The organism is Spirosoma radiotolerans (assembly GCF_000974425.1).
Lineage (GTDB): Bacteria > Bacteroidota > Bacteroidia > Cytophagales > Spirosomataceae > Spirosoma > Spirosoma radiotolerans.
Window position 1 is genome coordinate 2,646,282 of record NZ_CP010429.1, and the last position, 14,003, is coordinate 2,660,284.

The window sequence follows — 14,003 nt, forward strand, 5'->3', positions numbered from 1 at the left end:
CTAAAACAGGTCTACAATGATGGGCAACATTACTTGCCGCCCCCGCTAACGGTTGGGTATGTTCCGGTTATTCTATTCTTCTGGGCCACGACCGGGCTGGACACGACGATACCGCCCGTTCTGAAACTCCAGCGTTTACGACCCGTAACAGCATCAAGGGCGTACAGGCTGTAGTCGTTGCTCCCAATATAAACGACGCCACTGGCCACAACGGGGGTGGAATAGATATCGAAGCTCGTGCTGAACGACCACACCTGTTGGCCTGTGCTGGCATTTACGGCGTATACATTGTGGTCGCGGCTGCCTATGTAAACGATTCCATTGGCAATGACCGGACTGGAATAGACGACGCCGTTTGTTGAAAAAGACCAGCGTTGCTGACCAGTAGTCGCATCGAGTGCATAGAGGTGCTGATCTGCACTACCAACATACACCACCCCATTGGCAACAACCGGACTGGAGTCTACGGCCGACCCGGTTTTAAATGTCCAGCGTTGCTTGCCCGTGGTCGCATCGAGGGCGTACAGTTTACCATCCTGGCTGCCTACATAAACCAGTCCATTCGCCACGATCGGGCTGGAGAGAATGAAATAGTCGGCACTGGATACCCAGCGCAGGAGGCCCGTAGCCGCATCCAGCGCGTAAACGCGGTTATCCTGCCCACCAATGTAGACAAGGCCATTCGCCACAGTCGGGCTGGAGTAAAACCCAAATGAATTCGTAAACAGCCAGAGCAGGCTACCAATGGTGGCATCGATGGCGTATATCTTGCCATCCTGACTACCGACGTACACGATGCCGTTCGCGATGGTCGGGCTGGAATACACGATTCCGCCGGTTTTAAATGCCCATCTCTTTTTGCCGGTATCACCGTCAATGGCATACAGGTTGTAGTCATTGCTACCGACATAAACCATCCCGTACGCAACCGCCGGGCTTGACTGAATGGAGGTGTCGGCTTTGAAAACCCAGCGGGGCTGCCCGGTTGTGGTATCAAGGGCGTACAGGTTATTATCGAAACTGGCTGCGTAAACAACGGGGGCTGAGATCGTGGCGGAGGGCGGTGTTGTAACGGTCGCGGCAATGGGTGGCGTAACGGGCGGAGCTACATTTAGGGTGGACGCTGGTTTGCAACCTGACAGGCAGATGCTTACGAGGATAACCCAGACAAGCAGCATTCCGGAAAGACGGGCAAACGCGAGTAAAACGGGAGAATAGCTTCTCATATAAAAGCAAAGGCTTATCTCCGAAAATATACCCTAAAAAGGCGACATAACTATACGCCCGGCATAGTTAAGGGAACAAAGTGCTTCTGGTTGAGTGGCAGATTATCGGGAGTCCAGTCTACGTCGTTGAGGAAAGCGAACGCCCGAACGGGACAATTAGCGACGCGGCAGTAGTGGCAACATTCTTTTTCGCAGGGATCGGTGTGGACAAAAATCTCGACTTCGCCCCGGAAACCGTCTTTGAGCGTGTCTTCGAAATGATGTACTTCCTCATGGACCTGATTCAGTTTCCAGTAATACGGCAGCGTCAAGTGGCAGTCGATGTGCAGATCGGCACCGTATTTCTGAACGCGCAGGTTATGCACATCGATCCAGTTTCGGTCTTTGTGTACATTCAAGAGGTTTACGACCCGGTGCAGTGTAGGCACGTCGGCTTCGTCCATCAAGCGCGCCACCGACTGGCGGGTGATCTGAAACCCGTTGTAGATAATTACGATGGCGAGTAACAGGGAAAGTGCACTGTCAATCCAGTGTTTTCCGGTATAGGCAACCAGTGCCACGCCAATCATCACCACCACACTGCTAAACGTATCGGTAAGCAGGTGTTTGCCATCGGCAGTCAAAGCCGCCGAGTCAGTTTGTTTTCCTGACCGAATGAGCATCCAGCCAACAAAGGCGTTGGCCACGGCGGTCAGCCCAATCAGCGCAAAGCCCCAGTCGAGGTTGGCAAGTACTTTAGGTTCGAAAATGCTGAGTATCGCCTGCCAGATAATAACCAGCCCCGCCGAAAGAATCATCGCCCCTTCGAAACCCGAGGACAGAAACTCAATTTTTCCGTGCCCATACGGGTGATTCAAATCGCGGGGTTGGCCAGCCAGGTAAATGCTATAAAACGCAAACCCGCTGGCAATGACGTTAACGATAGATTCGACCGCATCACTCAGAATGGCGGTCGAGTAGGTCAGGAAGTAAGCCGTGAATTTGAGTACCAGCAGCGTTATGCTCAGTCCCAGCGAGATGCCCATCCATCGGTATTTCGTTTGTTGACTGGCACTCATGAAGCTGTGGGATAGGGGATACGTTCAATTCGGATCGTCGGAAACGATTTGTAAACGACAAAGGTAATAATTCGACAGGGGAAAGTTGGTGTTCGTGGTAATCGGTTTGCGTGCCTTTTACCACGAACTAAGTCAGGCGAGAGCATTCTCGTTTATTTTACGGTCTTCGCTCCCAGCCAGTTCGTCCGGAATGCCTTCATCTCGGGCGTGAGCGTAAGATCTGCTTTTTCGTATAACTCAACCGATGTCGACGGATTTTCGGCCAGTGTAACCGGAGCCGTTTTTGCGTCGTCCCGATGGCTATAGGCTAGCTGAATGACATCACCGGGTTTGTGTTGTGCCAACATGGCCTGGAGTGCTTCAGTTTTAGCAACAGCTTGTCCATCAACGGCAGTAATCACATCGTCAATATCGAGACCCGCCTTGTATAATGGCGAATCCAGGACGGTATTGGAAAGCAGCGTCAGGCCATTGTTGGTTTCGCCATAGCGAACGGATCCCATCCACGCTTTTCCGGCCTGTGCTTTTTTGACGGCAAGCCCCGCTTTAGCCAGTAAGGAAGCATAGTCGATGGCTTCGTGACCACGGATGTATTTGTCGAAGAAAGAACGCGCAAACTCGGGGGTTGCCAGGCTGGCCAGCACGGTCTGCAAGCCATCGACGGTGTAGGGCTGCTCGGGTTTGCCAAACCGCTTCCAGACCGCCTGCATGTAGGTGTCCAGCGACTGGTTTTGCTGGCGTAATTCAAGGTCCAGCGCCAGGGCAACCGCTGCACCATAGGTGTAATATGAAGTGAACATGTTGCCGTAATTCGTTCGGTCGATGGATACCCCAGCATCGACAAAGACGGCATGGCAACTGGCATCGATGGGCGAATAGCGGGTGGCGCCGGGCGTTTGCTGTTTGGTGTATACAAGTCCCGCCAGCGTATTGGTGTATTCATCAATCGGCGTGAAACCGGCCCGAACGAGGAGTAGCTCCCCGTAATACTGGGTAAAACCTTCGGCAAACCAGAGCTCGTAGCTCATGTTGCTCTTCTCAAAATTAAAGGGCTCCAGCGTTTTGGGCCGGATGCGTTCCACATTCCAGCAATGGAAAAACTCATGCGCAAACACGCCCAATACCTTCTCTGGTCCTGTGAAGGCAAGCGGCACGGCAATCATGGTCGAATTGCGGTGTTCCATGCCATCGCCCCGAACATATGGGTTCAGACTTGCCAGAAAGGTGTAATTGCCATAATCATAACTCGGAAACTCCCCGTAAACAGCCTTTGCCTGATCCACAATGCGGGCAATTTTTTGGGTAAATCCGTTCGCCGTCGAATCGGCGACGGCGGCTTCCAGCGCAACCCGGAAGGTGATCGGCTTGCCATCGGTATTGGTTCGTTTCCATTCGTTGATGGCCAGCTTCCCGATCTTTACCGGCGAGTCCATGAAGTACTGTAAACCTGGAGCCGTGAAGGTATATCGATCCGTTGTCGGGACTAACTGGGTAGCCACAACGCCCATATTGCCGGTCGGCAGGTTAAATTTTACGGTAATGGGCTGTTTGTCGAAACCCTTGACCCACATAAACGTAGCGGGCATATTCAGGTGAATACTCTGCGGATCGATGCCCATGTAGGTGCCATCTGGATAATTGCCGAACAACGTGTAGCTGAGCCGGATTGTGCCCTTATGCGTCGGTACGGTATAGACATCACCCTCAGTCCGAACAAGGGACAATGGCTGGTTCTGCTCATCATACGCCCGGACATTATAAACGTTCTTGCCAAACTCATGGGTAGCATAACGCCCTGGCGATGAGCGACTCATTCGGAAAATGGCCGTTTGCTTCGGCAATTGAGAAACCGTCAGACTAATCTGCGCTTCGTGGTGAATGGCGTTGGGGAAGGAAACATCGTAGCGGATTGTCTGGGCATTAACCGAACGAATAAACAGCGTGGAAAGAAGGAGTAATATTGGTAATTTCATTGAGCGTTTCGTGTTGATAAGTAGGTGGCAGAACCGGGCAAATTTAGGCCAATTTAAGCGTTGCCTGCGAGAATAGTATAACCGGACTGATGATCGGTAGAGACAAAAAAGGCAACAGACCTTGTCGCAGGGTATGGGCGAAACGTGATAACTTAGCGACTTTATCGGGGAATTGTCCTGATGCTGACACGCTGGATGGGTGTAGATCAAAGGCCGTAACCCAAATCGAGAACCGTTTTAGCTCCTGTATGAACTCGACTGAAAATCCCTGGCAAACGCTCAATTCTGCTGTAACTTACGAAAATCCCTGGATGGCGATCCGGCATGAGGAGGTCATTACGCCCGCTGGTACACCTGGCATTTATGGCGTTGTCAGTTTCAAAAATAAGGCCGTTGGCGTCATTCCGATTGATGCCGAGGGTAACACCTACCTCGTTGGGCAGTACCGTTACCCGTTAAATGAGTACTCATGGGAAATTCCTGAAGGCGGTTCCCCGCTAGGTACTGATCCGCTGGAGTCGGCCAAGCGTGAGCTGAAGGAAGAAACGGGCCTGATCGCCCAAACATGGACTAAAGTAGCCCGTATCCATACGTCCAATTCCGCGACCGATGAAGAGGGATTCCTGTACATCGCCGAAGAGCTGGTACAGGGCGATCATGCACCCGAAGAAACAGAAGATTTACGCGTCTGGAAGTTGCCCCTTGCCGAAGCCGTTGAGATGGCCATGACGAGCCGGATTACTGATTCGCTCAGCGTAAGTGGCCTGTTAATTGTGGCCCGACTGCGGGGAATTTAAACTTAGTTTGTGGTCTGTGGTTTGTAATTTGTAATTGCTGCCCCATCAAATCGGGATCGGGGCTGGTGCAATAGGTAACGACAAACCGTAAACGACAAACGACAAACAACCAACAAACTAAAATCTGCTTGTGTTTTTACCTATTCTTTTCGGTTTCCTGGTCGGTGTAGCGCTCTGTCTGACATTTGGAACGGTATTTTTTGCATTGATCCAGAACAGCGTCGACAATGGATTTCGCTCGGGAATGAAGATCGTTTTGGGCGTTATCACCGGCGACACATTATTTGTGCTGGCGGCTCTGCTGGGCACCGCATTCATTCCTAAAGTGCAGGGTTTCGAGAACTTCATGGCCATTGTCGGGGTGCTGTTCCTAGTGGCGATGGGCCTGGTCAATATCCTGAAAGGAACACCCCGGCTGGCGTACCCAAAAACAAGTTTCGGTAATTTTGTCTATTACTTCACGACCGGTTTTTTTCTGAACGCACTCAATCCCGTCAATTTCGTGTCGTGGGTGGCCATTGTGGCCTATATTCGTTCACATCTGCATTATTCAACCAGCCAGCAATACGCCTTTATGATCGCTGCTCTGGTGGGCGTGTTCGTTACGGAATCGGCGCTGGCTTATTACGCAAACCGGCTCAAGCGGCTCTTTACGCCCCGGGTCGTTTTGATTTTCAACCGGACAACGGGCGTTGTTTTCTTGATCGGAGCCGCCAACATTGCCTACACCCGGCTGCTTGAACCGCTCTCAAAAGCGCTGAACTGGTAGGGGTAAGAGAATAATGAATTCTGCTTCCGTGGTCCGTGAGGACACGGACCACCTTTCCGGCAGGTAAATCTGGCTGACGCGTGAGTAGTCCGTGAAGATCGGAACGCCGACCGCACGGACCACGGGAGCAGGCCTGTGTCCTCACAGCCTCTCCGCCGGATGGTTATAACGTTGCTGACGCTCAAGAGGCCTGTGGGGACACAGGCCTCGGAGTAGACTAATCATTTATAATTCATCACTCATCATTTATTTAAAAAGGCTTCCCATTCTGCAATCATTCCTTTTTTCAGAACGCGGGGAAATTTGTTCTGGCCACCCATTTTGCCTCGGGAGGCCATCCAGTCGTAGAAGGTTTTCGTTGGCAGGACGGTTACACTAATGTCTTTCAACGCGTGCCGACGTTCAACGGCGTAATCGTCGTTGAGTTCTTTCAGTTTGGCATCCAGTCGGTCGCGGAGTTCGTTGGCATCGACGGCGTCATTGGTGCCGATGTACCAGTGGTGGGCAAACAGCGTATCGTAGGTTACGCCCGCTACGGTGAATTCCCGGATGGAGATGCCCAGCTCATCGGAGACCATTTCGATGGCCTTGTTCATGTTATCGACCGACAAATGTTCGCCACACAAACTCAGGAAGTGCTTGGTCCGGCCGGTAATCACTATTTCAGCCCGAGTTTTATTCACGAACCGGATCGTGTCGCCGATGAGGTAGCGCCACGCCCCGGAGCAGGTCGAAATCAGCAGGGCATACTCTTTTCCCTCTTCGACCTCATCGATCATCAGCGTTTCGGGGGTCTCGATCAGTTCGCCATCGGCCGAGAAATTCTGCTCGTTGAACGGAATAAATTCGAAAAAGAGCCCATTGTTAAGCACCAGCTGCATGCCCTCCGCATCGGGGTGGGTCTGGTACGCAATGAAGCCTTCCGAAGCCAGATACGTTTCGATGTAGGTGATCGGGTGGGCCAGCAGTTTTTCAAATCCCTGCCGATACGGTTCAAAGGAAACCCCCCCGTGGCAGAACACCATCAGGTTGGGCCATATGTCGTGGATGGTTTTGACATTGTACCGGGCAATGATTTTCTCCATCAGCAACTGAATCCAGGCGGGTACGCCTACCACGTAGCCGATGTCCCAACCTGCAGCCTGTTCCGTAATTTCGTCCAGTTTGAGCGCCCAGTCGCGCTCCTGAGCAATGTCGCGGCCGGGTTTATAGAATCGCTCGAACCAGAGGGGGATTTTACTGGCCGTAATGCCGCTCAGATCGCCCTCATAATGGCCCTCCCGAACGCTCAGATCCGTACTGCCGCCCAGCATCAGGCACCCTTTTTCGTAAAGCGTGGAGGGGAGGTTCTGGTATTTTCCGAGGGTCAAAATCTGGCGAATGCTGGTTCGTTGGATGGCTTTCGACATCGCCTTGGTGACCGGGATGTACTTGGTGGCTGCTTCGGACGTACCCGAGCTGAGGGCAAAGTATTTCACTTTTCCGGGCCAGGTCACATTGGGTTCGCCAGCCAGCGTTTTCTTCCACCACGAATCGAACATTTTGTTGTAGTCGTGGATGGGCACGTTCTGCTTGTATTTCTGATAAAACTCCCGTTCGGTGCCAAATTCGGCCGCCCGGAGTAAGTCATCAAAGTGATAGGCTTCACCAAAGGCGGTGAACTGCGCTTTTCGAATAAGCTTACGGAAGACTTTGCGCTGCTGACGAAGGGCGTTGAACTTCCGCAGTCGGACGACATTCGATAATCGAATCCCGTTTTTGAGCATACTACCTAGTAAAGCCATGTTTGTAGATGATATAGGATGTATGACATAAGATGTATGGTATACAATGCGGGTTATCGTTTCTGCTCCTACATCCTATAACATACATCATACATCCTTATAATTTCCATTCGTTCAACTTGTCCATCATCGTGTACGCTGTCAGATCATATTTACAGGGTACAATGGACGTGTAATTTTGCGATAGGGCATACTCGTCGGTGTCTTCGGCGTGGGTGTCGAAGTTGACGAAATCACCGGCCAGCCAGAAGTACCGGCGGCCGTGCGGGTCGCGTCGCTCATCGAAAACCTCCTGCCATTTGGCGTTGGCCTGCCGACAGATCCGAATGCCTTTCAGTGGCTCGGCGGTGCGGGCCGGAAAGTTTACGTTTAAGGCCGTGCCGCGCTCCACCCCCGCGCCAGTACGTTTCGGGCAATGGTGAGGATGTGCTCATGCGTATGCGAAAAGTCGGGTTGTCGCGTGAAGTCACCAAGAGAGAAACCAATTGCCGGAATGCCTTCGATGGCGGCCTCAATGGCCGCCGACATGGTGCCCGAATACAGCACGCTGATGGACGAGTTACTGCCGTGATTGATCCCGCTGACAACCAGGTCCGGAGCCCGGTCTTTCAGGACGTGATTTTTGGCCAGCTTAACGCAATCGGCCGGCGTGCCGGAGCACTCATAGGCGGGTACATCGCCAAAAATATCGGATGGATAAAGTCGAATTGGGTTCGCGATGGTGATTGCGTGGCCCATGCCTGATTGAGGACTGTTCGGAGCGACCACAACCACCGAACCGATTTGTTTCATTAAGTCAACGAGCGTGCGAATACCGTGGGCGGTAATTCCGTCGTCGTTCGTAATAAGAATCAAAGGTTTTTGTTCGGACATAAACGCTGGGTTGTCATGTGTCAATCATCGATACCGGGTACTGGTCAACTGCTTACGGCTGTTTACCTCGTTCCGGCCATCAACAAATGACTTTTGTTGCCGCTAAACTACACAAATACGGCATAAGGACGGACGAAACTTAATTTCAGGGCCGTTTCGACACAGTTGTCAGGCCTGGTGCCGTTTTTTAAACTGGAGCGGATTTTCGCCCGTAACCCGCCGGAAAATCTTGTTGAAGTACGACAGGCTGTCAAAGCCGCACGCAAAACAAGCCTCCGAAACCGTGTTATCCCGTAGTAACAGTTTCTGGGCCTGATTGATCCGGTATTGATTCAAAAACTGCGTAAACGTGAGCCGGGTCATGCGTTTGAAATACCGACAGAAAGCCGCTTCCGTCAAGTTCGCCAAGGCGGCTACTTCGGCGATGGATAGCTGTCGGGTATAGTGCTCAGCAATAAACTGGTTCACCCGTTTGAGTCGCTGCTGTTCTTTCAGGTTGTAGGCGCTGGCAACGGCTTCTCCCTGCAGCGGTGTGCATTCGGTGCTGGTTGCCAGAAGCTGGAAAATGGATAGCAGCAGCATAAGTCGCTCAAATGGAGGCAGGTTGGCCAGTTGATTCAACCGTTCGCCAACGACCTGTTTGGTGTGTCCATAAAAGGAAATACCCGACCGGGCGCGCGCAAACAGCTTCGTAATAGCCGCAAATTCGGGTGCCTGCCACAACACCTCGCCCAGAAAGTTTTCCTTCAACTGCACGACAACTTTTCTGTGATCGGTTTTGACACCGTAATCGAAGTTAAGGTGCGGAATGTTAGGGCCAATGAAAACCAGATCACTCCCTTCGTAGCGCGAAATATGATCGCCGACATGACGCGTGCCGTTAGCCCCCTCGATGTATACGATTTCGTATTCCGGGTGGTAGTGCCACAGAAAAACATCGCTCAAGTGAGGAGTAAGCAACAGATGGAACGAACTGTCAGTATCGGGGCTGATTTGCTCCAGAGCAACTTTCATAAATCAGACGATTTTGCTGCTAAATGACAAAAATATTGTCTACTGACAAACCTAAGAGCAATATAGTGCAAAAAGTGGCTAGTATCGTCTTAACTGGCCGATGCGCATAATGCCTAATTTTGATCCAATAAAAACGCTTTAACATCCTATTGCCTTATGGAGACGATGCAACCCACAAGGATTCCCGATAATGCACACAAGGACATTCCCGGAAATCCGTCGACAGCCACTAGCAGCAAACTTAAATTGAATGACCGCCCCAATGGCGAGCCGCTTCGTGTATTATCCGAAGACGACTGGGCCTTCTGGAAAGAAAACGGGTATATCGTGATCAAACAGGCGGTGCCCAAAGAAAATGCCGAACGGCTGGCCAGTTTTATCTGGAAGTTTGAAGAGAAAGACCCCAACGATCCGACTACCTGGTATGCCCCGCCCCGTGCGGAAATGAAAATGAAAGAGCTGACCAATAGTGGTATGGTCGAACTGTACAACCACCAGTACGAATGGGATAACCGGCAATACCAGCGGGTATATGATGCGTTTGTCGACATATGGGGCACCGAAAAATTATGGGTAACCATCGACCGGGCCAATCTGAATTTCCCGGTTCGGCCGGGGCACGAGTTCAAGGGATTTATTCACTGGGATTACGATCCCGAAACCCGCCCGCAGAATGTACAGGGTGTGCTGGCGCTGGCCGATCAGACGGACGAGAACATGGGTGGTTTTCAGTGCCTGCCCGAACTCTACCGCACCTACGACACCTGGAAACTAACCCAACCCGCCGACCGCGACCACTTTAAACCTGATACGACCGGATTCGAGTTTGTGAAAGTAAAGATGGAAGCAGGCGACCTGTTGATTTTCAATAGCACACAGCCCCACGGCATACGTCCTAACCTGTCGGCGGACAAGGTGCGGATCGCGCAGTATATTTCCATGATGCCCGCCGAAGAAGATAACGAAGCCTTGCGGCAATGGCGGATTATGTCTTGGCGCGAGCGGCAGGCCCCCGAAGGCTACGCGTTTCCGGGCGATCCCCGTAACTGGGAAAAAGAACGCGAGCAAACCGCCGAACTCTCCCCCCTGGGCCGAAAACTACTGGGTTTGGACAGTTGGGAGTAAGCGTTTGCCAGGAGAGACAGGGCGGTAATTCGGTCCGAAAAAATGGGTTATCTTTGACGTTGTGACGCAACCGAAACGATAATCCATTTATGCTCTCATCCCGCCACCTGGTTTTCATGGAAGTGGCTCGTTTATTAAGTTTTACCAAAGCCAGCCAAACGTTATTCCTGAGCCAGTCGGCGATTAGTAAGCATATAAAGTCGCTGGAATATTTTTACAAAACAGGCTTATTCGAACGGCACGGAAATCACATCAGCCTCACCAACGCGGGGCAGGCCCTGTACAACAAATTGCTGCAGGCGGGCCAGTTACAGGAGGAGCTACACCAGGAGCTCCAACAGATCAACGAGTCGTTTCTCCCCTTAACAAAATTAGCCATCGGGTCCAGCACAACCATCAGTTTATACGTCCTGCCATCAGCTTTATCCGCTTATCTGCAGCAACACGACCACATTCGGGTCGATGTGCTCAACCGCAACTCCGAGACCATTCAGAATGCGCTGCTGGCTCATGAAATCGATGTCGGGATTGTAGAGGGGTTGACCCGGGTAAATACCGTAACCTACACGCCCTTTATGACAGACGATGTACTGGCCGTTTGTTCAGCCCGGAGTCCGTTGCGGGGCAGAACGCTAACCCTGACCGATTTACCCACTATTCCCGTAGCCCTGCGGGAGAATGGGTCGGGTACGCTGGCCATTATTGACGATGAGCTAAGCAAAAAAGGCATACCCTTGTCGTCGTTGCGCATCCTGATTCGCCTGGGCGGAACGGAAGCGCTCAAAAATTTTGCGCTGGCAGATACCTGCCTGGCTTTTTTGCCCAAGCGAGCCATCATCAAGGAACTGGCTCTAGGCGAGTTGGTTGTGCTCCCCATTCAGGGTTTACTCCTTCAGCGAACGTTCTATTTCATTCAGCGGAAGGGAACCGAAGGCAATCGATTGGTCAGTACATTTATTCAGTTCTTGAAACACCATTATTCCTCCAGGGAATAACTCATGCCAAAACGGTATTTGCTTCGTGCGTTGTTAACCGGGACTTTTCGGGAAATTTTGCAACCATGATCGCTACCACCACTTCATCGCTACTCACCGATTTACACTGCTCCCAGTGTGGATCAACGCATAACGCATTCGTTCGTCAGACCTTGTCCAGTTGTTGCCAGGCCCCGCTTCTGGCTGCGTTTAATCTTGATAATAGCGGTCTGCAAAAAGCAGATTTGGCCACACGAACCAAATCACTTTGGCGCTACGAGGAACTATTGCCGGTTCTTCAACCCGATAATCAGATAACTTTAGGAGAGGGGTTCACGCCCTTGTTATCGCTCAAACGACTGGCTGACACGTTTGGATTCAGCCACCTGAGTTTGAAAGATGAGGGTCTCAATCCAACTGGATCGTTTAAGGCTCGGGGCCTGTGTATGGCCATCTCAAAAGCAAAGGAAAATGGAGAACAGGCCTGTATTATTCCAACGGCCGGCAATGCCGGGGTGGCCATGGCGGCCTACTGTGCCCGAGCCGGACTCGAAGCCGTTGTGGTAATGCCGCGTCATACGCCCGATGCCTTTAAAGAAGAGTGTATTGGCTACAACGCCAACCTGATTCAAATAGACGGCCTCATCAACGACTGTGCGGCCAAAGTTCACGAACTAAATCAGGATGGCCGCTACTTCGACGTGTCGACTTTAAAGGAACCGTACCGGCTGGAAGGCAAGAAAACGATGGGCTATGAGATCGCTGAGCAGTTAAACTGGCAGTTGCCGGATGTAATCATGTACCCGACGGGTGGCGGAACGGGCTTGATTGGCATCTGGAAAGCGTTTCACGAGCTGAAGGCGCTGGGCTGGTTATCGAAGGAGCAGCGGCTTCCGCGCATGGTGGCTGTGCAGGCCGAAAACTGCGCGCCCGTTGTGGATACATACCTTGGCAAACAACCCAACAGCAAACAATATATCGGAAAACCGACTCTGGCAAACGGATTAGCTGTGCCGAGGCCGATTGGCGAGCCGCTGATGCTGAACGTCCTCCGTGAGTCGGGTGGGACAGCCATTGCCGTTTCTGAAGAAGACATGCTGGCGGGTGTCAGCGACCTGTGCCGCTATGAGGGCATTTTTGCGGCTCCCGAAGGCGGAGCCATCTGGGCAGCTACCAAAAAACTACTGCACCAGGGCTGGCTTCAGTCAACCGAACACATTGTGTTGCTCAATACTGGTTCGGGCCAGAAATACCTGGACAACGTGAAGGGCCAGTGGCGCCGTTAATCGGTCTAAGACCGGCGGTTTTCTCCTCCAAACCTAAAGAACCGAGCCAATTTATTAACCACAGAGCCACAGTCGTTAGCTAGCCAAAAGTCAATGTTTTTACACCTCTGTGTTCTCTGTGGTTAAACGTTCATCTCATTCGGCGTATTTGATTCCCTCAGTGCGCTGGCCCTGACGGCTTTTATAGCCCTGAATAGGCGAGTAGCTTTGGGTTTGTTTGCCATAGTAGCCGGTTCCGTCGTAAGCGCGAAGATTCGGGTCCTGTTTGCAGGCATCGGTGCAGGTGCCACCATGTTCGGTACCGCAGTTTTCGCACAGGGTCACGTGGTTATTGCAGACTGGGCTGGCGCAGTTGATCATGCGGCTGGTAGGCGTGCCGCAGCGGTAACATACCGATACCGTAACGGGGTTTATGTGATTGACCGGCACCGTAACGCGGTTATCGAACACATAACACTCCCCGTCGAAATCTTCGCCACCCGTTTCCAGACCATACCGGATAATGCCACCATGAAGCTGGTAAACGTTCTCGAAGCCCTGAGCCAGCAGATATGCCGATGCTTTTTCGCACTTGATACCGCCGGTGCAGTACGTAATTATTTTCTTGTCTCTCAGGTGATCGAGTTCGTGGACATGGTCGGGGAGCTCGCGAAGGTTCTCCATGTCGAACGTAATAGCCCCTTTGAATTTACCGACCTCATGCTCATAATTTGACCGCATATCGACCAGTACGACATTGGGGTCATTTTTGAGCTTCTTAAATTCGTCCGGTTCCAGGTGAATTCCCGTTTGCCGACGTGGATCAACAGGCAGATCGGAGTGAACGATTTCGGCCTTTACCCGAACGTGTAATTTTTGAAACGTATGCCCATCGCTTTCATCGACTTTGAAGGCAATACCGGCAAAGCGTGGATCGGCGCGGAGCGTATCCATATACGCTTCGCAGTCGGCAGTTAAGCCAGACACTGTGCCGTTCAGTCCCTCGGGAGCCACAATAACGCGCCCCAGCAGGTTTAATTGCAGGCAAAGCAAATGATGCTCTTCCCGGTATTGCTCTGGGTTTTCGATGGGCGAATAAATGTAATAGAGAAGGACGCGGTATGGTTTCATAAGTACAGTACAGG

General features: G+C 51.9%; 11 protein-coding genes and 1 pseudogene. 5 read left to right on the plus strand and 7 right to left on the minus strand.

Annotated features, from left to right (window positions below):
* Positions 1–29: 29 nt before the first annotated feature.
* The 3 genes from SD10_RS10725 to SD10_RS10735 form a co-directional block, all read right to left on the minus strand.
* Positions 30–1,226, minus strand: a complete 1,197-nt coding sequence (locus SD10_RS10725; protein ID WP_082111570.1) for a PQQ-binding-like beta-propeller repeat protein — start codon at positions 1,224–1,226, stop codon at positions 30–32.
* A 50-nt stretch (positions 1,227–1,276) separates the two neighbouring features.
* The gene (locus SD10_RS10730) at positions 1,277–2,284 is read right to left on the minus strand and encodes a cation diffusion facilitator family transporter (RefSeq protein WP_046573797.1); all 1,008 of its coding nucleotides are present in this window, start codon (positions 2,282–2,284) and stop codon (positions 1,277–1,279) included.
* 152 nt (positions 2,285–2,436) lie between these two features.
* Positions 2,437–4,257 (minus strand): M61 family metallopeptidase, encoded by a 1,821-nt coding sequence (locus SD10_RS10735; RefSeq protein ID WP_046573798.1) that lies wholly within the window; start codon positions 4,255–4,257, stop codon positions 2,437–2,439.
* A gap of 248 nt (positions 4,258–4,505) precedes the next feature.
* Here SD10_RS10735 and SD10_RS10740 point away from each other — a divergent pair, with 248 nt between their 5' ends.
* Complete coding sequence (locus tag SD10_RS10740; protein WP_046573799.1) at positions 4,506–5,054, plus strand: NUDIX domain-containing protein; 549 nt, start codon at positions 4,506–4,508, stop codon at positions 5,052–5,054.
* Between the two features lie 130 nt (positions 5,055–5,184).
* Complete coding sequence (locus SD10_RS10745) at positions 5,185–5,823, plus strand: LysE family translocator (RefSeq protein ID WP_046573800.1); 639 nt, start codon at positions 5,185–5,187, stop codon at positions 5,821–5,823.
* A gap of 242 nt (positions 5,824–6,065) precedes the next feature.
* Here SD10_RS10745 and SD10_RS10750 read toward each other — a convergent pair whose 3' ends face one another.
* The 3 genes and pseudogenes from SD10_RS10750 to SD10_RS10760 all read right to left on the minus strand — a co-directional run bounded on the left by SD10_RS10750 (position 6,066) and on the right by SD10_RS10760 (position 9,494).
* Positions 6,066–7,607: a GH3 family domain-containing protein gene (locus SD10_RS10750; RefSeq protein WP_046573801.1), complete on the minus strand. Its 1,542-nt coding sequence runs from the start codon at positions 7,605–7,607 to the stop codon at positions 6,066–6,068.
* Between the two features lie 97 nt (positions 7,608–7,704).
* Positions 7,705–8,480, minus strand: a pseudogene (surE, locus tag SD10_RS10755) (5'/3'-nucleotidase SurE).
* Positions 8,481–8,648: 168 nt separating this feature from the next.
* A complete protein-coding gene (locus SD10_RS10760; protein ID WP_046573802.1) occupies positions 8,649–9,494 on the minus strand; it encodes a helix-turn-helix domain-containing protein in 846 nt (281 codons plus the stop codon).
* Positions 9,495–9,650: 156 nt separating this feature from the next.
* Between SD10_RS10760 and SD10_RS10765 the strand changes: the two genes are divergently transcribed.
* The 3 genes from SD10_RS10765 (at position 9,651) to SD10_RS10775 (ending at position 12,879) form a co-directional block, all read left to right on the plus strand.
* Complete coding sequence (locus SD10_RS10765) at positions 9,651–10,619, plus strand: phytanoyl-CoA dioxygenase family protein (RefSeq protein ID WP_046573803.1); 969 nt, start codon at positions 9,651–9,653, stop codon at positions 10,617–10,619.
* Positions 10,620–10,708: 89 nt separating this feature from the next.
* Positions 10,709–11,614, plus strand: coding sequence for a LysR family transcriptional regulator (locus SD10_RS10770; RefSeq protein WP_046573804.1), 906 nt, complete (start codon positions 10,709–10,711; stop codon positions 11,612–11,614).
* A 65-nt stretch (positions 11,615–11,679) separates the two neighbouring features.
* Entirely contained in the window at positions 11,680–12,879 is a 1,200-nt protein-coding gene (locus tag SD10_RS10775) for a threonine synthase (protein ID WP_046573805.1), read from the plus strand.
* 135 nt (positions 12,880–13,014) lie between these two features.
* On the opposite strand, the gene trhO is transcribed toward SD10_RS10775, so the two are convergent.
* On the minus strand, positions 13,015–13,989 hold the full coding sequence (trhO, locus tag SD10_RS10780; RefSeq protein ID WP_046579351.1) for an oxygen-dependent tRNA uridine(34) hydroxylase TrhO: 975 nt from the start codon (positions 13,987–13,989) through the stop codon (positions 13,015–13,017).
* Positions 13,990–14,003 lie beyond the last annotated feature (14 nt).